The 23546-nt window shown below is 46.3% G+C and carries 20 protein-coding genes, 1 pseudogene and 1 riboswitch; of the genes and pseudogenes, 11 read left to right on the forward strand and 10 right to left on the reverse strand.

The genetic code is table 11. The features are described from left to right. Positions 1 to 59: 59 nt before the first annotated feature. Positions 60 to 356: pseudogene (locus QMA13_RS29565) on the reverse strand (putative quinol monooxygenase). A 176-nt stretch (positions 357 to 532) separates the two neighbouring features. Here QMA13_RS29565 and QMA13_RS29570 point away from each other — a divergent pair. Then, complete coding sequence (locus QMA13_RS29570; RefSeq protein ID WP_081824420.1) at positions 533 to 688, forward strand: DUF1540 domain-containing protein; 156 nt, start codon at positions 533 to 535, stop codon at positions 686 to 688. A gap of 130 nt (positions 689 to 818) precedes the next feature. Here QMA13_RS29570 and QMA13_RS29575 read toward each other — a convergent pair whose 3' ends face one another. Together QMA13_RS29575 and QMA13_RS29580 are read right to left on the reverse strand one after the other, a co-directional pair. Continuing rightward, positions 819 to 1277 (reverse strand): bactofilin family protein, encoded by a 459-nt coding sequence (locus QMA13_RS29575; RefSeq protein WP_282937231.1) that lies wholly within the window; start codon positions 1275 to 1277, stop codon positions 819 to 821. Between the two features lie 34 nt (positions 1278 to 1311). Then, the gene (locus tag QMA13_RS29580; protein WP_282937232.1) at positions 1312 to 2274 is read right to left on the reverse strand and encodes a M23 family metallopeptidase; all 963 of its coding nucleotides are present in this window, start codon (positions 2272 to 2274) and stop codon (positions 1312 to 1314) included. 196 nt (positions 2275 to 2470) lie between these two features. On the opposite strand from QMA13_RS29580, the gene QMA13_RS29585 reads away from it, so the two are divergent. After that, a complete protein-coding gene (locus QMA13_RS29585) occupies positions 2471 to 3562 on the forward strand; it encodes a ParM/StbA family protein (RefSeq protein ID WP_282937233.1) in 1092 nt (363 codons plus the stop codon). 141 nt (positions 3563 to 3703) lie between these two features. Further along, on the forward strand, positions 3704 to 3934 hold the full coding sequence (locus QMA13_RS29590) for a hypothetical protein (protein ID WP_282937234.1): 231 nt from the start codon (positions 3704 to 3706) through the stop codon (positions 3932 to 3934). A 137-nt stretch (positions 3935 to 4071) separates the two neighbouring features. Here QMA13_RS29590 and QMA13_RS29595 read toward each other — a convergent pair whose 3' ends face one another. Next, positions 4072 to 5313, reverse strand: coding sequence for an MFS transporter (locus tag QMA13_RS29595; RefSeq protein ID WP_282937235.1), 1242 nt, complete (start codon positions 5311 to 5313; stop codon positions 4072 to 4074). Between the two features lie 323 nt (positions 5314 to 5636). Between QMA13_RS29595 and QMA13_RS29600 the strand changes: the two genes are divergently transcribed. After that, on the forward strand, positions 5637 to 5816 hold the full coding sequence (locus tag QMA13_RS29600; protein WP_282937236.1) for a small acid-soluble spore protein H: 180 nt from the start codon (positions 5637 to 5639) through the stop codon (positions 5814 to 5816). Positions 5817 to 6055: 239 nt separating this feature from the next. Here QMA13_RS29600 and rpoN read toward each other — a convergent pair whose 3' ends face one another. Both rpoN and QMA13_RS29610 read right to left on the reverse strand, forming a co-directional pair. Then, positions 6056 to 7360 carry an RNA polymerase factor sigma-54 gene (gene rpoN / locus QMA13_RS29605; protein WP_282937237.1) on the reverse strand — a complete coding sequence of 435 codons (1305 nt, stop codon included), beginning with the start codon at positions 7358 to 7360 and terminating at the stop codon, positions 6056 to 6058. A 337-nt stretch (positions 7361 to 7697) separates the two neighbouring features. Beyond that, positions 7698 to 8477, reverse strand: coding sequence for a Cof-type HAD-IIB family hydrolase (locus QMA13_RS29610; RefSeq protein ID WP_282937238.1), 780 nt, complete (start codon positions 8475 to 8477; stop codon positions 7698 to 7700). 140 nt (positions 8478 to 8617) lie between these two features. After that, positions 8618 to 8724, forward strand: a riboswitch (guanidine-I (ykkC/yxkD leader). A gap of 93 nt (positions 8725 to 8817) precedes the next feature. Here QMA13_RS29610 and QMA13_RS29615 point away from each other — a divergent pair. Both QMA13_RS29615 and QMA13_RS29620 read left to right on the forward strand, forming a co-directional pair. Continuing rightward, positions 8818 to 9156 carry a DMT family transporter gene (locus QMA13_RS29615; protein ID WP_282937239.1) on the forward strand — a complete coding sequence of 113 codons (339 nt, stop codon included), beginning with the start codon at positions 8818 to 8820 and terminating at the stop codon, positions 9154 to 9156. 2 nt (positions 9157 to 9158) lie between these two features. Next, positions 9159 to 9473, forward strand: a complete 315-nt coding sequence (locus QMA13_RS29620; protein WP_282937240.1) for a DMT family transporter — start codon at positions 9159 to 9161, stop codon at positions 9471 to 9473. 85 nt (positions 9474 to 9558) lie between these two features. Here the strand turns inward: QMA13_RS29620 and QMA13_RS29625 are convergent, their stop codons facing one another. After that, positions 9559 to 10986 carry an MATE family efflux transporter gene (locus QMA13_RS29625; RefSeq protein WP_282937241.1) on the reverse strand — a complete coding sequence of 476 codons (1428 nt, stop codon included), beginning with the start codon at positions 10984 to 10986 and terminating at the stop codon, positions 9559 to 9561. Between the two features lie 201 nt (positions 10987 to 11187). Next, positions 11188 to 11628 carry a GNAT family N-acetyltransferase gene (locus tag QMA13_RS29630; RefSeq protein ID WP_282937242.1) on the reverse strand — a complete coding sequence of 147 codons (441 nt, stop codon included), beginning with the start codon at positions 11626 to 11628 and terminating at the stop codon, positions 11188 to 11190. Between the two features lie 137 nt (positions 11629 to 11765). Here QMA13_RS29630 and QMA13_RS29635 point away from each other — a divergent pair, with 137 nt between their 5' ends. Next, complete coding sequence (locus QMA13_RS29635; RefSeq protein ID WP_282937243.1) at positions 11766 to 12662, forward strand: LysR family transcriptional regulator; 897 nt, start codon at positions 11766 to 11768, stop codon at positions 12660 to 12662. A gap of 114 nt (positions 12663 to 12776) precedes the next feature. Continuing rightward, positions 12777 to 13358 carry a type 1 glutamine amidotransferase family protein gene (locus QMA13_RS29640; protein WP_282937244.1) on the forward strand — a complete coding sequence of 194 codons (582 nt, stop codon included), beginning with the start codon at positions 12777 to 12779 and terminating at the stop codon, positions 13356 to 13358. Between the two features lie 109 nt (positions 13359 to 13467). On the opposite strand, the gene QMA13_RS29645 is transcribed toward QMA13_RS29640, so the two are convergent. After that, positions 13468 to 19650 (reverse strand): S-layer homology domain-containing protein, encoded by a 6183-nt coding sequence (locus tag QMA13_RS29645; protein WP_282937245.1) that lies wholly within the window; start codon positions 19648 to 19650, stop codon positions 13468 to 13470. Between the two features lie 340 nt (positions 19651 to 19990). Between QMA13_RS29645 and pepT the strand changes: the two genes are divergently transcribed. After that, positions 19991 to 21223, forward strand: coding sequence for a peptidase T (gene pepT, locus QMA13_RS29650; protein WP_282937246.1), 1233 nt, complete (start codon positions 19991 to 19993; stop codon positions 21221 to 21223). Between the two features lie 347 nt (positions 21224 to 21570). Here pepT and QMA13_RS29655 read toward each other — a convergent pair whose 3' ends face one another. Next, complete coding sequence (locus QMA13_RS29655; RefSeq protein WP_282937247.1) at positions 21571 to 21879, reverse strand: hypothetical protein; 309 nt, start codon at positions 21877 to 21879, stop codon at positions 21571 to 21573. A gap of 240 nt (positions 21880 to 22119) precedes the next feature. On the opposite strand from QMA13_RS29655, the gene QMA13_RS29660 reads away from it, so the two are divergent. Together QMA13_RS29660 and QMA13_RS29665 are read left to right on the forward strand one after the other, a co-directional pair. Next, positions 22120 to 22464, forward strand: coding sequence for an ArsR/SmtB family transcription factor (locus QMA13_RS29660; protein ID WP_282937248.1), 345 nt, complete (start codon positions 22120 to 22122; stop codon positions 22462 to 22464). 30 nt (positions 22465 to 22494) lie between these two features. Continuing rightward, on the forward strand, positions 22495 to 23010 hold the full coding sequence (locus tag QMA13_RS29665) for an SRPBCC domain-containing protein (protein ID WP_282937249.1): 516 nt from the start codon (positions 22495 to 22497) through the stop codon (positions 23008 to 23010). Positions 23011 to 23546 lie beyond the last annotated feature (536 nt).

The raw sequence follows: 23546 nt of genomic DNA on the forward strand, positions 1-23546 counted from the left end.
ATCTAACAGAAAGGCGAAATCCTTGGAATCATCCAGAGGGCTTCGCCTTTTTTCATTAATTATTTATTAATAGGTTGTCCCGAAAAAGCTTTGATTGCCAGCGGCGACGTTAGAAACTGCTTGGCCACCCCTACAAATCCGGTAAAATGCTCACTCGCATTGTGTGCTGCCACTGCCGCTTCATCCTGCCATATTTCAACCATAGTATAAGCACCTTCTTTTTCTGTATCTTTATATAGGTTATACGATACATTTCAACTTTCATTTCTTGATGAGGCTACTAAAGATTGGATTTCTTTTAAGAAAAGCTCTTGCTTTGCCGGGTCCACATTCATACTGGCGTGAACAATAATCATACAGGAAACCTCCATTTCGGTTACTTCATTATGATAGGTTATTGTTCCTGAACGAATCAGCAATTATCCATTCATCCCTTGTCTATAAAAAAACAAAATAGTCCGGCCCGATAAGCCGAACTTGGGTATAAAAGAGTATCCCCCTTGACCATCCTATAGAAGAGGGGGTGAAAACGATGGCTAGAGATGTAAAATGCGAAGTGAACTCCTGTAAGTACTGGGCTGCAGGCAATGAATGCAATGCTTCTTCTATTTATGTAGTAAGCAATCACGCTAGCAAAGCTCGCGAATTCCATGAGACAGATTGCAAAACGTTTGAATCCAAAATCTAATGTAAGCTGAAGGCATCCTTCCGAGGGGTGCCTTTCTTTTGTCATCAGCTTCAAGATTTAGTATAGACAATAATAATGATAATTATTATCAATGAGGTCCTTTTACTGAAATTTTCTATTCTGGACCCTTTCACATCATAGCCATATTGCCGCTGCCGCTGCTGTTGCTGTTGAAACCCGATTGAAACGGATTGCTTGGCTGCTGATCCTTATCGTTTCTTTCCGGTTGAGGGCTGTTCCCGTTATCCATTTTACTGGTGCCTTGAAAAATCCCGCCTTCATCAATAATAAGAGATTGTGCGGTCGTATTTCCATACAGCTTGCCCGTGGCACGGATCGTCAGCTTCCCTTTACACAGTACATTCCCGTTAACCGTACCGGCTAAAATAACATTTCTCGCAATGACATTAGATTTGACAACCCCATGTTCACCTATTGTTACGTCACCTGCGCAGTCTACGTCGCCTGTGATTTGCCCCTCAATCCGGATGCTCGCTTCCGACTTCATACGTCCCTCGAACAAGGTTCCTTCCCCTATCAACGTATCGGTCGTTTGCAGATCACGTCCGACTTTTTTATTCTTAAACATTAATTCGCCCTCTTCCATTAGGTTAGTTTATGTATTATTTCAAATAAGGCTTAGGATCGGTTGGCTGCCCGTTCTTCAGCACTTCATAGTGTAGATGATATCCGGTGCTTCTGCCTGTCGATCCAACTAACCCTATAACATCGCCCTTTTGCACATGGTCACCCTTTTGTACATTGATTTTATTCAAGTGCATGTACCAGGTTTGCAGTCCTTTAGAGTGCGTAATGATAATGTTGTTGCCATGAGAGGAATCACTGCCTGTCGAGGCTACGACGCCGTCTGCTGTTACATGAACAGGTGTGTTGGCAGGCGAAGCTATATCGTATCCGCTATGAAAACTTGGTTTTGTTGTAAACGGGTCTTGCCTCAGACCAAATCCGGAGGTAATCCTCCTGCTATCAACAGGCCAAATGTTCGGGGTTATGCGAAGCTCCTCCTGTGCGACCAGAGCTTTTTCCTTCGTATCCGCAATGTTGTCCTTGAGTTCTACAACCTCTTTGCTCATCGAGCTCAGCTGAGATTTGGTCTGTTCGAGAAGCTGCTTGACCTCCTCGTCCGTGACAGGATGATCGCTTCCTCCCATCGCAGATGACACTGCGGCTGTCCCCGATGACGACGCGGCGGATTTGGATGAGCCTGTAATGGTTCGTACCTCGTCCTCCAGCTTTCGTATATCTTCGATTTTGTTCTTCATTTCCATGGTTTGCTGTGAAAGCTGAATAATTTCGCTTTGCAGTTGTTCAATCGTTTCATTCTTTTCTTGAACCGCGCTGTTAAATTGCTGATCCTGATAGGCTACGCGCGTCTGCAGTTCCGTTGCCACTAAAGCCGTTCTCACATGAACAGCATACAGGACCAAGGTAACCGACATTAAGGTAATAAGTCCCGCACCTGCAATATAGGGGAGTGGCTTTGGTACCTCGAAACGGCGAACGGCGCTGTTAGCATCGGGAATAATGACGAAAGTAAACCGTTTATTGCCCCATTTGAGCTTCATGTCTTCTCCTTTTAGCTTGGCACAAATTAACATTATTCGTTGGAATACGATCTTATTCGTCGCAATATCCAAAAAAACCTTCCAAGATTTACGTTTTTCTTGGAAAATAGTTCTAAAGTACGAAGGGATTTTGTTGAAATAAATCGAATCATAGTACTAAATAAGTAGGTGAATATGAGTGGAGGGACTTTAATACATGAAATTGGCGGGAATCGACATAGGCAACGACAGCATCAAGGTCGTGCTAGACGGTGTTCGTGATCCTTTAATGATTCCGAATATTGTTGCGCCGGGGTACGAAAGGCATATATTGCAAGAGGAAGATTCTCCATTGAAAGCATTGGATGTTGTCGTACATAGCCCACGCCTTACCAGAAATAATCAAAGATTTTTTGTCGGCTTGCTCGCCATGGATAACGAAGACAGCGTCGAGCTTGAGGAGACCGATAACAAAGCCGTCTCAGATCAATCGTTGATCGTTGCCGTAACCGCGCTTGCGTATGCCGGCGTAGTCAGCCAGTCCGTAACCAACACAGGGTACAATAATATGGAGGAAGTCGAATATGTTATAGGAACCGGTTTGCCGGTACGCACTTATTCGTATTATCATTCTTCGTTCGAGGATCGTCTCGTTGGCGAGCATGAGGTCACCTTCTTGTCCACACCGCATTTAAAAAACCGCAAAATCAAAGTTTCAATTCGTCGTGCGATTGTGTCTATCGAAGGCGCGGCCGCCCTGTTCCAGATGGCGACGCATGACAATTTGCAAGTTAAGGACGAAGAACTGTATCACGGCTGCATCGGCATTTGCGAAATGGGCGCTCTTACAACGGATTTCCCGGTCATTAATAAAATGAGCATCGACAATCAGTTCAGCACCGGCGAGCAAATCGGTATGGCTACCTACCTCGACGGTATTATCCGGGATGTCGAGGATCAATTCGGCTACCGCTTCCCAAGCCGTGCGAAGCTCGTCCAGCGCATTAAGCGCAATGACTTTCTTATCCGCCGTATTGGGGAAGGGCAATCCAGCATGAAGCCGGTCGTTGATATGTACTTCACCCGTGCTGCTAATAAGATTGTCGACTTGATTAAAAAACGTTGGAAAAAGCATCCCGACATCCAATGCTTCTATGTGGTTGGAGGCGGGGCCGCTGCACTGCGACCTTATATTGTCGAAGCTGCCGGGCCGATGAAGCTGCGATTCATGGATGAAAGTGAGCTGCTAAACGTTCAAGGCTATCTGAAGCTCGCCAAAAGCAAGGTCAACCAGAACGCATTCGTTTAATCGTTATTCTTCCTTATCAAAAAAACTGCGGGTACATTGTACCAGCAGTTTTTTTGTTTACCGACAACTAGGCAAATGCACAAACCGCTCATCCGCCAATGTCGTATAATATCTCAGATCAAGAGAAGGAGCTGATAAGTAATGAGTCGTTCGCACCGTGATCATTGTTGTCCACCAGCAGATCCGATTGTAACGGATCCGCGCAGAATAGTTAGGAATTTTTATCACCCACAATTGGTTCAAGTGATTCACCCTATTGAGGTTGTTAATCGCCACCACTGTTACCCGGTTTATGAGCATTCGTACACTTGCTGTGAAAGAGACGAATTTGCAGGCAGCGTTAATCCTTATTTCCGCAGAGACAATCTCTAATTAATCAGGCAGGCCGCAAACCTAATTCCGTGCAATGCCCGCGTAACGGAGCTGGCACGGAAGAAAGGACCGTCCTTGCGGACGGTCCTTTTGAAAGCCTGGCTCCTTATCTTAACATGAAGCCTTTCCTATCTTGGTTAAGCTTCACCAGCGGAGCCTGCTTGGCGCTTCACTCCGGTCCGGTATAGAGGAAGCATAACGATGACGCCGATAAAGAACAGCACAGCGGCCGCTTCGTACATAGCTACAATGTGGAACATATCCTTGAGCCAACCTGCAAGGCTCATCGTTACAACCATCCCACCCATAAATAGAGGGTTAAGGATTCCGTTGACACGGCCTACATAGGATTCCTCTGTATTGCTTAGAATCATCGTATTAATGCCGATTTGAATCGCAGGCAGTACCAGTCCAGAGATGAACTGGGCTGTCAAGGTCAGCCATAGCGAAGTAGAGAGTCCTGTAACAATCATCCCGAAGGCACTAACGACCATCCCGATAATTAGCATCGTTTGCGGAGCAAACTTCTTGGACAACCCCATCGCTAATCCCCCACCTATGATCATTGCAACACCATTGGCGGTCATGAGCCACTGAATATTTTCTTTGGGCAGGCCTAAACGCTCCGTTACCAAAAATACACCAAGCGGTTGAATCAATCCAAGAGCAAGACCTGCGCTCAAGAAGCAGCCTCCAAGAGTAGAAAGTGCTTTTTGGGACAGCACATACCGGAAGCCTGCAGCCATCTCTTCGGTCAGCTTCGTCGCTGGCTTTTCCTCGTTGATCTCGCGATCAGACGGCAGGAACAGCAGGACAGCGGCCGAAAGCAGGAACGCTACTCCCATAATGCCAATAGCGACTTGAATACCGTAATGCTGATACACGAATGTCCCAAGAATAGGGCCCAGTACCATGAATAAGGCAAACATCGTTTGATAGATGGACATCCCCGCTTGGATCAGCTCGGCGGGCACATGGATTTTGAACAAACGCATGCCGGATGGCTGAGAAAACTGAGATAAGATAGCTGAAACCAGCGTTGCAAAAAACACGGCCTTCCAGGTTGCAAATACTAGTGTCAGTAGTACGGCGAACACCGATACGGCGCTCAGAACATCGCACCAGACCATCGTCCGCTTAGGCTTCCAACGATCCGCGAACGTTCCTCCAATAAATGAAAAAATAAAGATCGGGGCGAATTCCGCGACCGAAATCATCGACACGGCAAACGGGTCTCCGTTCGTTTGGTCCATAACAAATAACAGCACAGCAAAATTCCGCACCCATATACCAATCTGCAAAAATAAACCAGACAATAAAATCGCCTGTACGAAACGGTTACGGAATAATCCGCCCATTCCTTGTGGAGCTGATGACATCTATGTTCTCATCCTTTCTTGTCGTCACAATTTCGTTTAACGCATATTCTTATACGTCATTCGAATTCAAAAGGTTGCCCTAATACAAAAATTGTTTTTTAAACCTTGTTTTTCCTCCTCTTGATACAATCTCATTGATAGGGACAAGAGCTTAAGCCTTCGATACTTGCACATTGTACCACGTGATCTGGGTACAATCGTCGGAGAAAACCGTTATGGTTATTCTTTCCGGTAATAGGAATGAAGAACCGCTTCCCTGTACATAATACGTCATAGCCCATCTCTAACCCTATGAATAAACCAACAATTGGAGGACTTCAACAGTGAACAAGCAGCGCGCACAAGAAATTGCCGATTCACCTATTATGGCTAACGTAACCTGCGATGGCGTTCCCATCTATATTCAGCATGTCGATGAGAACAATGAAACCGCGACAATATATCCTCTCGGACAGCCTGAGAATGAACAGAACGTTGCACTCAGCAGCTTACAGGAGCAATAAGATACAAAACAACAGACTGCACTATACCTGCTTCCCAATTGTTAGATACGACTAACAATGCAAGTGCAATAAAAAAGAAACCGTTCCTTGGTTAAATGGAAGTGCGACCCACCATTTAACAGGAGACGGTTTCTTTGTACATTTAATATACTATGGTTCAACTCGAAATCAGCTTCGCTTGAATAGATGGAACTGGGCTATTAACTCCTTGCCTTTAACCGTTTCGCCATAAATTAATATCAGACCATTTTTTTACGTAAGGCCGACGATACAATCTGCATCTCCTCACGGTATTTGGTTACTGTTCTACGCGCAACCTTCACACCAAGCTTCATGAGCTCGTCTACGATTTTCTGATCAGAGAGAGGTTTGAGCTTATTCTCATTGGCAATCAGCTCTCCTATTTGCGATTTAATATACAAGCTTGAGGCTGATTCGTCATCCTCGTTAAGCTGGATCGCAGAGAAGAACAGCTTCAGCTCTAATGTGCCATGCGGAGTTCGAATATACTTCCCGCTCACAGCTCTGCTTATAGTTGATTCATGAAGCTGCAGCTTCTCAGCTATGGTTCTCAGTTTGAGCGATTTCAAGCCAAGTATACCTAATTCCAAGAAGCCGGGTTGTTCTTCCAAAATAGCTTTGATAACCCGCTTTAACGTCTTATACCTTTGTTCTAAAGAACGAATAAGCCATTGGCCTTCTTTTTTCTTGGTCTTCACATAGTCAGCTACTTCCTTGCTGGAGAAACTCAGACCATCCATGTCGCTCAACAATGATAGTTTCGGGGTGGTAGCTGGGTTCCATAGAATCATTAGCTCTCCTTGAACCCAGCCCACTTCCGCTTCCGGTACTGCGTACTGTGGCTTCTCATCCTTGTATTCGTAACCAGGACGCGGCTGCAATGATTGGATGTACCCAGCGCTGCACTTAAGCTCTTCCGATTTCATCCCGGAAACCCGAGAAATTTCTTCCCACTTGCCGCGAGCTATGAGTGAAAACCATTTTTCTACAAGCTCGTAAGCTCCGAAAGGAGCTTCGGGATCTTTGCTTATTTGAAGAAGCAGACATTCTTTTAAATCTCTGGCTCCAATGCCTGTGGGCTCTAGCTTCTGCACCTCATCTAAAGCAGATAATACCTCCTGCTCCGATTTCCGAATCCATTCCGCTATTTCAGGCACCGTCATGGTCAAATACCCAGATTCATCTAAGCTGCCTACAATAAACGCGGCTATCTTATAACAAGATTCATCTATACCATTCCACCGCAATTGGGCTAGAAGTGATTGCTCCAATGTCTCCGTTCGGGCAGGCAACCTAAATAATGGATCCTCCAATAATTCTCTATAGGAATTTACCGGACGACTATTTCCTCGTGCCCAAGCTTCTCTTTCAAGCTCTAGTAAGGGATTTTCCATAACTTGCTCCTGAAGATACGATACCAAGTCCGCACCGGTCAATTGTAAAATGTGGACCGATTGCTGCAATTCAGGTGTCATCGTCGTTTTAAGTTGAAGCTGAGAGGATGGAGACAGACTCATGTTCATTTGAAGCTCTCCCTTCTTCTGAGAAGCAAGTTATATTAGGGCAATCCTTTGTTCCTTACTCAAGCAATTTTCATGCCAGCTTTACCTCTTATATTCATTCAGACAGACCAAACAGCATGTTAGTTCGATTTCTCAACTTCTACCCTCATTAATATATAAACTAATTAATTCTTCATTTTTCACTTTTATCCCTTTATTTGTATCTTGTCACAGTAAAAAGAGCTTGCCGAAGCAAGCCCCTGTAAATATCCCATATGACCAACGATCGGCTATAAACAGCCTAATCCTGTTGTTCTGCGAACCATTCCCAATGGATGCCGTAAAGGGTACCGCCTTATTAATTCGCAACAGCTAGAATCCATTTATCAACGGCATAGGCAATACCGTCTTCATTAAGCGACTTGGTAACATAGCGCGCTTTCTCTTTCAACTCATCCGCTGCATTACCCATTGCGATACCACTTCCTACCCATTCAATCATCTCAAAATCGTTATGGCCGTCACCAAATGCAGCTACTTCCTCAGACGTAAACCCAAGATGGTCGATCAGCTTACGAAGACCAACGGCTTTGTTCATGCCATTAGGGTTAATATCGACTGCCCAAGGCCGCCAACGGTGAATATAGAGCTGATTGCGATCTTCACCGGTATAAACCTCTTCCTCCTGCTCATTGCAGAACACGATACATTGGTATATATCCGGAACTTCCTCTATCGAATTTATACGAACCGGCTCCATGAAGCCGATCTCCTGCTGTGCCTGACGAAAATGTGGATCCTCCTCGCGATTCATGAACATCAGCTCAGATCCGTAGAGCAGCAGCGTATGATTCCTGCGATCCGCTTCCTGAAGCCACGCCCGAACCATTTCTTTAGGAAACGGATTACCGAACACGGTCTCCCCTTTATAGCCGATATGGCTGCCATTACACGTAACAGCCCATTCGATGCCAAGCTCCTTGCGCAGCGATTCCATTTCAAATTCGCTGCGACCCGTACATAATGCGAGAGCGATCCCCTGCTCCTTCAGCTTCAACAGCGCCGTCCGGGTAGACTCCGGCAAATAGTCACGGTCACGCAATGTGCCATCCACATCGAATGCCACCAACTTGATCATTGTAGTCACCTCATTCTAGATTCTGCTATTCATTATAGCAGAGACTTTCTTTTTTGTCTGAGTAGAGGCATTAGTTTCATCTTGAAAAGAAGCATGGAATACGCTATGATAGGCAGTAATTAGATGAGTAAAAACGAATAGCCATAGTTTTCTAGGGTTCCGCGATTTCTTCCAAGAAACCGGCCTGGTCCAAGAGAAAACACACAGGGCTTCCCTGTGGACACGGAGGGATAAAAGCCCGGGAGGATATCTTTAATGATATCAATCCCGGGCTTTTTTTCGTTGAATTGGGTACATTATCCTCAATGTATCCCACACTATACTAAGGAGGGAACATCCTATGAATCGCAATTGGGTTATGGTCTTTATCGCAGGGTTGTTTGAAATTGTTTGGGTTATTGGCTTGAAGCATTCCCACAATACGTGGACTTGGGCTGGCACAATCATTGCCATCCTAATCAGCATGGACCTATTAATCCGCGCTTCTTCCAAATTACCGGTAGGAACGACGTACGCCGTGTTTACCGGTATCGGGACGACGGGAACCGTTATAACCGAGATGCTTCTGTTCGGTGAGCCGTTCAAACTATCCAAGCTGCTCCTTATTTTGCTGCTTATTGCAGGTGTTGTTGGACTAAAAATGGTCACCACGACGAAGAAGTCTAAGGAGGTGCATTGATCATGGACTGGATTGCTCTTATTTTAGCAGGCGGCTGCGAAATTATTGGGGTTTCGGGAATCAACCGGGTGAACCGAAGCAAAAATATCACCTCTTATCTTATTCTTATCGGAGGTTTTCTTTTAAGCTTCTTATTTCTGTCCTTTGCCATGAAAACCATTTCGATGGGGACCGCCTATGCCATTTGGACAGGAATCGGAACCGTGGGCAGCGCGCTGCTCGGGATGTTTTTTTACGAAGAATCGAAGGAATGGAAGCGCCTGTTATTCATTGCTATGGTCCTTACCGCAGCCGTAGGCTTAAAAATCATTTCGTAAGCAAGCATAAACTTTCCTATGTGGCAAAAAAGCCAGGGATCCTAATGCAGGATTCCTGGCTCTTTACTTACTATTTCAACCTTGCTTACAAACGTATCGTCTTCCAATTCCCGCGCTTGAATCTCCAATAAATGAGATTGGACCGTAAAAATTGATCCAAAGCGACAGCGCTCCAAAGACCCGCCATTCCCCATTCAAAGCCTTTGACAAACAGCAAGCTCAGCACAACCCTGATACCCCACACGCCTATAAGCGTAGAGTATAAAGGGTACTTGGTATCCCCTGCGCCTCTTAATGCGCCGCCTAGAATAAACTGCGATGCTTGAGACACCTGAATAACGCCAACGATCCGCAGCGCCAATGTGCCTGCATCAATGATACTCTGGTCCTTTGTATACAGCATGAGAATATAGGGAGCAAAAATCATAAACACAAGTCCCATGACTCCCGCAACGACCATACCGAATTTACGCACTTGCCACACATAGGTTTCGGCCAGCCCTGTTTTTTGAGCACCCAGAGCCTGACCGACCAACGTCGAAGCCGCAACCGCAAAAGCCATGCCCGGCATAAACGACAGCCCGATCACACTCGTGACTAGCTGGTTAGCGGCCAAAGCTACGGTGCCGAGACCCGCCGATATTTTGACGAACGTAGCGATGCCGAGTCTCATAATCAATTGCTCTCCACTGGTAGGAAGACCGATTTTCAGTACCCTCATCATGATAGCCTTATCCATTCGGGTTGCATATTTCCACGTAATTCGTACGGCATAACGGCCGCTAATCATAACGGAAACGAACCAGACTGTAGAAATCAGTTGAGCAATAATGGAGGCAACTGCAGCTCCTGTCACTCCCATAGCAGGCAGTCCGAAATAGCCGTAAATGAGCGGCAGGCCTAGGGCTACAGCTACAACATTCGAGATGACGTTGATTTTCATCGGAGTCCGTGTATCCCCGGCACCCCGAAGTATAGCCGATAAGACCGAAGAGATCGTGGTGAATCCGATCGATAAGAAAATGATTTTGGCATAGGATAAGCCATGCGCTATCACATCTGGATTCGCTCCCATGACCTGCAGCAGCCAGCTGGCGTTCAAACTGCTCAAGGCAACAATGATAATGGATAATAAAATATTCAGTGTAAAAGCTTGTCCCGCCGCGCGGTTCGCCTCATCCATATTGCCTGAACCAACGGCTCGTGCGACGATAACCGTTGTTCCTGTATTCAGCGCAACAAAAAGGACAAGCAGAAGCATATACGGCTGGCTCGTCAAACCGACTGTGGCTACCGCTTCCGCTCCTATTCGCCCTACCATAATCATGTTCATCATCTGTGCAAAATTAATCAGCAGCATCTCGACTAGCGATGGCCCTGCCAGATTGTAGATCATCCGCCGGATCGCTTTACCGTCCTTAGGGTCAATCAGCACCGCTTCACTTACTTGTTTTGTTTCAGAATCTTCATTACTAAGCTTACTTTCCGTCTTTGACTCTGTGGCTGAGCTCATCTGTAAACCCTTTCTAAAATCACAAGCACTCTGATCTGAAGCCTAGGGAGTCTTGCTGCATTTTTCTAGTATCGTTCTAATCATAAGCGGCTAAAAAAAGGACTGCAACCTGTCTAAGCAAGGATTATAGGCTGCCACCCCGTATCATCCGTGCATATTATCGCTAATACAGCATCATGCTCTGAATTTCAACCCATTTGATTACAATGCTTTTACAAACCGATAGCCAGTGATTTCATAGCCGAGCTCCAAATAAAATCGGTGCGCTTCTTCTTTTCTACCGAATCCACTGATAAGATAGGTAGATTTGCAGCCGAGCTCCAGCGCTCTCTTTTCTGCAAACGACATCAGCTTGCGGCCGATTCCATTCCTCTTGACGTCGGATTTGACAACGAGGATGCACACCTCCCCGTATCTGCTCACTTCCCGGATGTTCTCGCGGATGCGGAATACGAGCGTTCCTAGTACTTGGGCATCTCTCTCATAAACATAGATCGTGTCCGTTAAGCTTGCCTTCACCATCGACAAACGATTCCTCATGTCCTCTTGCTGGATCGGTTCTCCTCCCAGCTCCTTCATCAATTCGCAAAGAACGGGAATATCGTCTTCGCGAGCTTCTCTAATGCACTCGTCCGCTAGCATAAGCTCTCCTCCAGAAATAACATTTGTTTACACTAACTACTTCCAAAATAATACAAACTGATGCAAAATACTAATATATAATGATATTCAATTCATAAGTATTTCTAATGAGTAGTATAGAAAGAAGGCCTGCCATTATGAATCTGCTGGCTCTAAAAGTATTTTATTACATAGCTCAGAAGGGTTCGGTGACCAAAGCGGCAGAAATTCTTCTCATTAGTCAACCGGCTGTAACCCAGCACTTGCGAAATTTAGAAAAGGAAATGGGCATGCCTCTGGTCAAACCGGATGGTCGAGGGATTTCTTTAACTTATGCGGGCTATGAGCTGCATCAATTAGCAAACAAACTATTCGCAGTCGAGCAAGAAATCGAGCATAGGATGAAACAAATTCTTGAAGGCAATCGAGGTGAGCTAACTATCGCAGCTACTTATTTGCCTGCTACCTTGCTTCTACCCAAATGGATTGCCCGTTTCAAAGCGGAGCATGAGCATGTGGCTATTAAAGTTACGACCGTCAACAGTCAGGAAGCCTTCGAGCTAATTCAAAGCAGTAAAGCAGAGGTCGCGATTATCGGAGGAGGCTGGGAATTGCCTGATATTCGGTGGGAGCCCTTGTTAGATGACGAGCTGTGGTTCATCGTCTCGACCCATCACCCCTTGGCTAACCGTGAAGTCACGTTACAGCAAATGATGGAGGAAACTTTCGTTATACGAGAAGAAGGAAGCTCCACTCGGGAACGCTTCTTATCCATGTGCCGGACTTACAATGTGCGACAACCTAAGATCGGCATGCAATTCAATGGACTTTACGAATCGATCAGAGCCGTCCATGCAGGCTACGGAGCCACTTTAATCTCCGCAATGGCCGTACGGGAATATGTGATCCGGGGAGATGTAGCCAGAGTATACGTCAGCCAGGTTGAGCTCAAGCGTCCAATCGCCATTTGCACAGCAAAGTCAGCGGCACTATCTCCCATTGCAACAGAGTTCCTAGATTTAATTCGCAATAATTTGAAATCAGACGCATCATGATGAACTTCTAACAAGAAATTTTATATTTTTTGAGCTTCACTGACCGGTTTTGTCAGCAGATTCGATATATTATGGAGACAAGCGAGTTGAACAAGTTAATTGGAGGGATCGAGCTTGAAGGAAGTATGGATATTGGTTACTGATGGATTTGCGGACTGGGAGGCAAGCTATGTCTCTGCTGAACTGAACAAACCGAAGACAGGCTTTCAAGTTAAAACAATTGCCATTGACAAGAGCCCTAAAGTTTCCATGGGGGGATTCCGCATCTTGCCCGATTATGATCTGAATGACGCTCCCTCTTTAGAAGAGTTGGCGATGCTCATCATTCCAGGGGGAACGGGATGGAGAGAGGATAAGAATCAGCAGGCTGCACAACTGGTGCAGCGCTGCGTCGACCGTGACCTCCCCGTTGCCGCTATTTGCGACGCGACGACCTTCCTTGCTAATCATGGGTTCCTGGAGAGCAACAAGCATACTGGCAACACGTTGGCTTATTTGAAAGAAGGGGCTCCCAATTACCGTGGTGACAGCAATTATAAAGATGCACAAGCGGTCAGCGACGGGAATATTATAACGGCCAACGGTACAGGGGCGGTGGAGTTTTCCAAGCTCATTCTGGAGAAGCTTGGCGTTTATGAAGGCGAGAAGTTGGAGGAATGGTATACGATATTTAAAAAGGGCTATTTTGCCGAGTAAAGCTACGCCATCTGCTCATCTAACGGGGGATGGGTTCCAATAATAAATAAAAAAGAAGACTGTCTATGCGGGCAGTCTTCCTTGTTTCAGGCACTAAGTGCCCATGCGGTTATTTGTTACGCTCCAACATGCGTATGATGATGGTTACTGCTTCCGCTCTGGTAGCGATGTCGTTAGGGACGAAGCGATTGCCTTCCTTTCCCTGTACCAAACCCGCAGAAATGGCATAAGAAATGGAAGCCTTAGCCCAATCGGGAATCACGCTGGCGTCATCAAAGGCTGGAGAAGCTGTATTTGCTTTGTTATCAAGCTTTAGCGCTCTTGCCAGCATGGTTATCATTTCAGCTCGGCTGATCTCCTTGTTAGGACGCAATGTATCATCCTCGTAGCCTTGAATGATTCCAGCCTGAACCGCTGATGCCAGCTCAGACAATGCCCAATCCGGTATGTCGGCTTGATCCGTAAAGCTGATCTTCTCAGTACCCGTTGGTACCTTCAGTGCACGGACCAACAGCGCAGCGAATTGCAATCTCGTCATAGGTTCGTCCGGCTTGAAGCTGCCATCCGGATAGCCGTTGATAATACCCAATTGAGCTGCTTTAACGATCGTGCTGCCTGCCCAATGACTGGCAATGTCATTCAGGGTGAGTCCAGTTATTGGAGTCGGTATGCCCGGGTGGGCCGCCCCCGTATCAGTAGGAACAGTCGTTGTTCCCCCTCCTGGTGCAGGAGAAGCTGTCGAGGACCCACCGTCATCATAACTTCCACTGCTGCTGCCTCCCGAACCTCTATTCCCCGATGAGCCCGTTCTTTGCATGGTAACGGTGTACGTTTTGTTCTTTCCTGACGGCAGTGACACGTCGATCGTAATCGTACTGCCTCCTGGAACTAGTTCCAGGGTGCAGGCTTGTCCGCTCAGTACCGTTTGCCGGTTTGCTCCGTTTACGCTAACAGCAATAATGGAACCGGTCTCCAAAGCGGTAGGCAGGAGCGTAATCAGGTTCACATTATATGGAATGACAGCTTGATAAATCATCGTATTAGGATTGAAAGCAGGACTTAGTGCTACTATCGGATTGATCGTCAAGCCGCTCAATCCCGCTTCTCCTTCAACCTTGTCATCTGTGACAACCACAGTCGCCTTGGCATTGAATTGGTTGTAGGTTGCAACCAATACGGTAGTTCCCTTCAAGACACCCGTCAGCATGCCTTGAGAATTTACGGTTGCGATTTCCGGGTTTGCCGTATAAAAGGACGCCCCCGGCAATAGTCTCGCACTCTCCTGATAAACAGCATAAACGACAGCTATTTGAGCGTTGCTAACCTTCAGGTTATACGTATCCTGGCCTAATCGGATGCTATCTATCGGGGTTCCTGTAACAGGAGGAGTATTCCCTCTTTGAATAGTAAGAGTATACACCTTGCTCTTGCCTGTTGGCAGCGACACTTCAATCGTAATAGTGCCACCTCCTTGGGTTAAATCCACCGTTGTAGACTGTCCGCTCGGTATCGTTTGCTGGTTTGCTCCATCTACGCTAACGGTAATATATGATCTGCTCTCTATGGCAGTAGGCAGGAGCGTAAGACGGCTTGCATTGTATGGAATGACAGCTTGATACATCGTCGTATTAGGATTGAAAGCAGGACTTAGTGCTACTATCGGATTGATCGTCAAACCGCTCAATCCTGCTTCTCCTTCAACCTGGTCTTCTGTGACAACCACAGTTGCCTTGGCATTGTATTGGTTGTAGGTTGCAACCAATACAGTAGTTCCCTTCGAGACACCCGTCAGCATGCCTTGAGAATTTACAGCTGCGATTTCCGGGTTTGCCGTATAAAAGGACGCCCCCGACAATAGCCTCGTACTCTCTTGATAAATAGCATAAACGGCAGCTGTTTGAGCGCTGCTAACCTTCAGATTATACGTATCCTGGCCTAATCGGATGCTATCTATAGGGGTTCCTGTAACAGGTGTTCCATCCTCCTCGCGCTGTACGGCGATCGTGTATGACTTGCTCTTACCCGAAGGAAGAGACACCTCGACCATAATAACCGTACCCGCCTTTGCAATGGCTATAGCTTCGCTCGGTTGGCCGCTAGTCACAGGAAGCTTTGCTCCACCGTCCACACTTATCGTGATCTGGGACCCGCTAGATATTGCGGTCGGTATCACCTTCAAGCTGCTTAGCTTAGCCGGTACCGTCACTTGGTAATAAGCAACATTCGAATGGAAGCTAGGAACAAGCTCCTTGCCTGAATCCAGTGTCAGCGCACTTAATCCCGCTTCGCCTTCCTCAACAACGGTATGGCCTGCATTCGGCCCTACATCAGCTGCCGTTAGCGGCTTGTTCGTAGGAGCCGTTTGACGGTCATATTCGTCTGCACCAGCATCCGGCATATTATAACGGGTTTGCCCGTCCATATCGTCCTGAGGCAGATACGGAGCCTTGGAAGCATCAATTGCGGGGCTGTTCGCGGATAAGCGGACTAAGCCATCCGCGCTGCGTACGAGATACAGCGGCTTTTTCTCTATTGCGCTTGCCGGTACTCGGGCTGCATTAGTAATGTTAGTCGGATTCGCCGTTCCCTCCACCAGATTGCCAACATATACCTGGCGTTCATTCTCTGGAGCATTCTGGGCGGCAGACGTTTCATTGAACATAACGCCTGCATTACTGAAGACAACATTATTGTAGACCTTCGTTCCGACGGGCTGATAGTTCCTTCCTCCGAAACTGTAGCTGGATGTATTGTTGCCAACGTTGACCATCGTATTATTAAAAATCTCTACATTATACTGACGCCAATGTCCGCGGAGGATTTCCGTCTGTTGATCTACCGGGAGGGTGTTCAGAACAGCGGTTTTCTCCGTCGTTCCCTCCAACCACTTTACCGTCGGGTTCGTTCCCCCGTCCGGACCGCCATCATGAGTCCCCCCGTCGAGACGAATCACATTGGTCGTAAGACCCTCCATATAATTGTTGTAAATCTTATGACCATTACCATAGATACGGAAGCCGCTAAAGCCCGGCGTTTTCCCGTCTCCAAGTATAAAATTGCCATAGAAGCTGTTACGGTGTCCATGACGGGCAACTATGCCTCCGTACGAATTACGGATCGTATTGTAGCGAACTATATTATCGCTGCTCTTCACCGATATAATTTCATCTTCTCCATTAAGCCCATCAAACAAATTATGCTGAATAGTCACGTGACCTGAGGCAAGTGACAAACCAGATAATCCGAGACGAATCGCTTCAAGACCGTTTGTCACGCGAGGACCGATATCATGGAAGTAGTTGTACTCAATGACGTCATATTCCGAAATATTATAACCAGCTTTCCCGTTATACGTAATCGTGGCTCCGAACCCTTTCTTCGCCCCGATATCATTGTATGCAATACGGTTATGGCTGCTGATCCCTTCTACACGAATGAAATGACGCGTGGTTCCGTTATCCGTTAATAGTGAAGCATTGGTAAACGGCGTATCCCCCATATATACAGGCCTGTCGGCGATATATCGATCCCCGTCCCCAATTCGGCAGCTCCCTTCAATATTGGTCAAACACCAAACTGCACCCACCCCATTAGGAGCGCTGAAACGGTAAGGCTGCCCTGTTTCATCCAGTGCAAACTTGTTCCGTAATACAGAAATATTGCTGGAATTGTAAAGCTCCAACCCAGGATGAACCTGCCCATACGGTATTTGCCCTTTGGGTACGGTAGTGGATTTGGAGTCCTCCCCTCTAAATTCGGCAGCAAGGCTGGCATCAATCCCCCGGTAATCCAGGCCGATCGTACCAATTCCGCTGTTGAACACAAGACCCGATACTTCAACGTAATTCGAATTTTCAACATGCAGGTAGCTGTTTCCCTTAATAATGGCTCCGCCCTGCTCTGCAGCCGTAATACGAATCGGAAGCGCAACCGTACCTTGCTTGTCCTTGATCACGAACGGACCATTCTGCTCATAGGTCCCGGTCTTCAGCCTAATCTCGATGCCCGGCTTGGCTTGATCCAAGGCTGCTTGCAGCTGCTCTGCTGTACTGACGTTGATCACTTCCAGTGCAGGCGGAGGTCCTTCTGCAACATCACCGGCTTGTGGAGGACCTTTAGGCTCCTCAGGTTCTACGATAACAGGAGGTGTTCCTGTATACATAGCTAATTCCGTCAAGCTGTTCCAATTGCCTGAGCTTCCCGCAGCCGTATTGCCGTATCCAACGAACCGCAAATAACGAGCAGTTGAAGGCTTGTCCAGCACATAGGGTTGGAACACGCTATCCGTGGATTGGAGCGAGCGGCTTTTTCTTTTGGCTAGCAGCACAGTGCTTGTAGCAAAATTAGGATCATTCGACTCCAAAATTTCAAAGGTTGACTGACGTTCTAGTGCATTCAGAAAGGCGATTTGCAAATAGGTAATGGCTCGGAGCTGTCCCATATCGAACTGCAGCCATTGCCCCTGACCCGATGCTGACCAACGGCTCTCCGGATCCTCCCAATTGCCATCTATAACATTGGCAGGCACATAGTTCGTGTTCGGCTGGAAGGAGCTTGCTGTAACTGAACCTGCATTAAGCTGGATTCGTCCGTCCGTTCCGACTGCCAGCTGCCGGAAAATATCTACCTTATATACATTGTTAGAGCTTCCGTTCGATAGTTCGAACTTCAATGTGTTCAAACCAGGAACAATCGGCACTTGAGTGGGATCTGTTATAGTTGTATCGACCTGCAAATAATTAGATAAAGTGAGTTTAACATTAACCCCGTTGTTCGCTTCCGCAACGATTTTGACTTTATCCACTTCTTGCGGAACTGCGCTTTCATATCCGATTGTTTTACTAGGTAGAAAGCCACTGAGCACATTCTGAGCACCATTCCATATCTCCAGCTTTGACAATTGAACATCAGGCTGTTTTTCGGCAAAGGTAAAATAGGAGCCGTTAGCTAACGCTGCTTCTGCAACATAATAAGAGGCACCATGAAGCGTAGCTTCGACCATGGGTGCAACTGCTGCATTTCCGAAATTGCTGTTATCGCTTGTCAGAAGCACTCCGCCCAGCGGAATCATGCTGGCCGGTACAGCCACCTGAACTGTGCTGACACTTCCTGTATTCTGTACTTTCCAGGTACGCGCCAGCCGCTTGTAGCTTGATCCATACGGGATTCCCTCCGATATGCTGCCATTATCGCCCCAGATCATATATTGCTTATCGGAGAGAGCTTGCTTGGCAGTAATAATCACTTGCTGTGCCGTATCCTTCTGACTGCTTCTGCTTTCCGTCTGGTTCAAAGCCCCGACTTGATCCACACCGATTCCGGCAATGTTATTATTGAAGCCGTTATTCGCACTCGCGTTCCAAACTACTTGTGGGGAAGGACCTGCGGATAGGTAGTCGCCTTCTTTAAGCGTCATACCGAACTTGATGGCCAGATATGTCTCCACTTGCCGCTTCTGTATGGCTGTAAGCGGATTGGTAAATAAGATCAGCTCCCCCATATTCCCTTCATAGCCTGAGCCCCCGCCCACTGCAGAGCCGAGTGACGCAGCGGTATTTCCTTTGCCCGTCATTGGCGAACGGGGTTGCGTACCTTTCGCCTCCTGCTTTCCGTCGCGTGTAATAGACTGGTAGACGTTGGACCCAACCGTAGGATTAGCGTCAAAATGCATACCCCATAAGTTGTAATCGTTCGGAGTCACAATATTCGATGCGGTAAGTCGGGTAGAGGTCGCCCCTACATCCCACAGAACATTTCCCTTCCCGGCTTCGGCCCCGGTTATATGAGGAATAAAAGCCCCTAAACTGCCGGAAGCCAAAGGCTGATTGAAAACAGACGAGTTTGCCATCGCTGGCGAACCGCCGGTAATCGTATACAGGCTGGCATTATTCACTACTTCTCCTTCAGCAAATAAACCATCAACATCTTGTAAAATACTTCCGTTGCTGCCGCGTGTAAACTTCACTGTAGGCTGAAAATTCAAACTCTCGTTAGCCGTCACATATTTCGGTTTAGGTCTGGATGCGATTGCAGCAACCGTACCATCATTGACATAATCATTCCCTTTCGGACTGCTGTCCTTCCATTTGGTAACGGAATCTCCATCTAATGTCACGTTACCCGCATCCGCTTTTAGCCATAGCCGCAATCCAGAAGCATCTACTCCCCCCGGAGTCGCTGTCGCAGCATGAGCTACTGGAGGAGCAGCAGGCAAGCCTCCAAGCAGCAGTGATAGTGTAAGACCAATGTAGACCGCTTTAGATAAGCTCTTCTTTCTTGTTTTCCATTTCAAAATCAGGCACCTCTCCCTTTCATTTTTTTGCTTCAGCTCTTCGAATAAAGCGTTTACAATTCTAGAGTTGAACCCTATAGCCTCTTTATAAATGAAGAAGGAGAGAGAAGGAATCGCCAAAAAATGAAACCATCATAAATTTATTAACTTTATATCTTTAATTTATAAATGAAATCATCATTTCCGATAATCAGCGTTGAAAAATACCTTATATTGATGCCTGAGGAACAGCTGCACGCGTTTGGCCTGGTCGTATCTTACACTAATTTGTTTAAGGCTTAACTTGGATTATAATTAAAGAAACTTGCATTATAATTAAAGCAAAGGAGCTGAACAATCATTGAAACAACAACTCATTCAACGATTAACCACCTATGTTCAAGTCGATACGCAATCTGATGCTAACAGCACTACTTGTCCTACGACACCAGGCCAGCTGACACTGGCAAACAAACTGGTAGAAGAGCTGAAAAGCATAGGAATGGCCGAAGTGACGATGGATGCCAACGGCTATGTGATGGCCACGCTTCCTTCCAACAGTGACAAAGAAGTGCCGACAATAGGTTTTATGGCACATATAGATACGGCAACGGATTTCACAGGAGCGAACGTCAAGCCTCAAATCGTTGAACACTACGACGGGAAGGATATCGTCTTAAACAAAGCGCAGCAGATTGTGCTTTCTACCAAGGACTTCCCAGCATTGTCCAATTATGTAGGCCACACTTTAATTACTACCGATGGGACGACACTGCTCGGCGCAGACAATAAAGCAGGGATAGCTGAGATTATGACGGCAATGGACACACTCCTACAGCACCCGGAGATCAAACATGGCCGAATACGCGTAGCTTTTACCCCCGATGAGGAGATTGGCAGAGGGCCGCATCGCTTCGATGTAGCAGCCTTCGACGCCTCTTATGCTTATACTGTAGATGGAGGGCCTCTGGGAGAACTTCAATACGAGAGCTTCAATGCGGCAAGAGCGCTGGTTACATGCAAAGGGAAGACCGTTCACCCCGGCACTGCCAAGGGCAAGATGATCAACTCGGGTAAGATCGCAATGGAGTTCAACGGAAAATTACCTGCTCAAGAGGCACCGGAGCATACCGAAGGATATGAAGGCTTTTTCCATCTCATTTCCATGCAGGGAGATGTGGAAGAGACGAAGCTGCATTATCTGATTCGAGACTTCGACAAGACGTCATTCAATAACAGAAAAACCCTTATGACTCAGATTGCCGCGGAACTCGAGGCTCAATATGGAGAAGGACGTGTCGTTGTGGAGATCAACGATCAATATTTTAACATGCGGGAGAAAATTGAGCCGGTTCGTCACATCGTGGACATTGCTCATGAAGCCATGATAAGTCTGGGAATCGAGCCCGTTGTAGAACCGATTCGGGGCGGGACAGACGGTTCGCAATTGTCGTATATGGGACTGCCTACACCGAATATTTTCACAGGTGGAGAGAACTATCATGGTCGGTATGAATTTGTTTCCGTAGATAATATGGAGAAAGCAACCAACGTGGTGATTGAAATTATTAAGAAGTTCGAGCAGCGTGCCTAGGCTTATCTATTAAGCTGTATCAGTTGTTACAGCTCAGTTGGATTACAAGTACAAAGTATAAGCAGGCTGCCTCCGCGGAGCCTGCTTCTCTGTGTTCAAATTTTTGCCGTCTGGAGCTTTCACAATGAACCAATGGGTATGCTCGATTCCCGTTATTATCTATTGCGTCTTATCCGAATCGGATTGTTCGAGCCTTCCTCTATCTTATCTTTTTTTGATATACAGTATTAAACCTACGAGCAATATAGCCAAAATCCCTAGAACTAAAATGATATTATTCCAATGAATAAACAATATTTTGAGTCTCCCTTCATATAAATCGGGTGCCGCTGAGTGCAGTGTCTCCATCATAAAAAATAGTAACCCGAATGCTTCTTATTATTTGCTAACACCATAGCCAAAGGAATGGCAGCCAATATAATATAGATTCCTATATACATAGGCCTTTGAATGATATTCTCTCTTTCAATAAGCCCCATTGTTATGAAAATTATTCCTAATAAAAAATAGGGTAAAGCCAATCCTTTTTGAAATGAGCTAAGGTCATTCTCATCTATCATTTTTTTTGCATTTTTACTAATTACAATCTTTAATTTTAATAAGTTGCAAATCCCATTAATAATCATTGCGAGACCTAAAAATATTTGTGTATACATTTTCTCCTCCTTTTTTCAACTGTCACACATTCCCTGTCTTACCATTTATTTTCCTTATAATAACATATTCAATGGGACGCATTCTTCTCATAATAAGACGTACTTGTGTCACTATATTTCATCAATATTCCTTGACAGGAATATTCCCCTTAGTGTATATTCAGATCAGCAGGAGGATAACTATAGTGATGAAGGAGATGAGATCATACCGAGAAACCATCATTTAACGAGGTGAGCGACATGTCAGGGAAGAATCCACGCATGGACATGACGACGCTGAGTGCTTTAGCCGAACCGAATCGTATGGATATCGTCGAACTCTTGCGCGACGGCCCCCTGACTGTGGGGGAAATCGCCAACCGGCTGGGGCTTCGCCAACCCCAAGCCTCGAAGCATTTGAAAGTGCTTAGCGACAATGGAATTTTGGAAGTGAAGGCCGAAGCCAATCGCCGGATCTACAAGCTTCGGCCAGAGCCTTTCCAAGAGCTGGATTCTTGGGTGAAGTCCTTCCAGCGCGTCATGGAAGACAGATTCGACAATCTGGAAGAGTACTTGCGGGAACTGCAAAACAAGGAAAAATCATAAGATCATTCAAATTGATGAGGAGGAATTACAATGTCAAACAACGCAATGGTTTCGAGGGTAGAAAACGATCGGGTGCTGGTTCTGGAGCGCGTTTTTGAAGCGCCACGTGATCTCGTATTCAAGATGTTTAAAGAGCCTGAGCATCTCAAACGTTGGTGGGGACCAAGAGGCTGGGAGCTTCCTGTTTGCAACGTTGATTTCCGTCCTGGTGGCGTTTGGCACTACTGCATGAAGTGCGTCGATGAGAATCAAGGTCAATTTTACGGTATGGAATCTTGGGGCAAAGGCGTTTATAAGGAGATAGTTGAGCCTGAGAGGATCATCTATACCGATTACTTCTCAGATGCTGAAGGCAATACGAACGATACCATGCCGTCGACCGAAGTCACGCTGGAATTCATAGATATGGGCGGCAAGACGAAGCTTGTCAACCGTGGTGAATATGTATCCGCGGAGGCCCTTAAGACTGTCATGGACATGGGCATGCTGCAGGGTATCACCGAAACTTGGGACCGACTGGAAGAGCGTCTGAACGAGGTCAAGTAAGGAAATATGGGGACAGCCGCCTGGCTTTGAGAGCCGGCGGCTGTTTTGATTTAGCGGTGCTTTCTCGAACACTTGGGCGGTCTAGGGCTTGTATAAATCCTATGTCGACCATCTTTTTAGATCGAACCGATCTACTTATGCGCTCTTCTTACTTCTAATTCTTTCTTCAGTGCATTTTCAACGGATTCAGCAAGCATATTAAATTTTTCTGCAACCGTATAGTCAAGGCTCGCTCCACAATGAGAACATTTTTGCTTTTGGAGTTCCGTAAGTTTTAAACACTTTTTGCATTTAACCATTGTATGTTATACCACCTTTTGTTTTCATGATGAAAGAATTGTTTTAACATTCTTTTATATAACTAGCTATTACTAATCACATTTTTATCATATAACAAATTATACCATAACCAGATAGTGGACAGCTGCCATAGCTAAATAAACTATCCCTTTACCTGAAAGGAAAGAGATAGTTCAGTTAGAATGATATTACTTGAACTCATGATGACCGCTAGCTTAGCAGCCTGTATCAAAAAT

The organism is Paenibacillus sp. RC67 (assembly GCF_030020805.1).
Taxonomy (GTDB): Bacteria; Bacillota; Bacilli; order Paenibacillales; family NBRC-103111; genus Paenibacillus_S.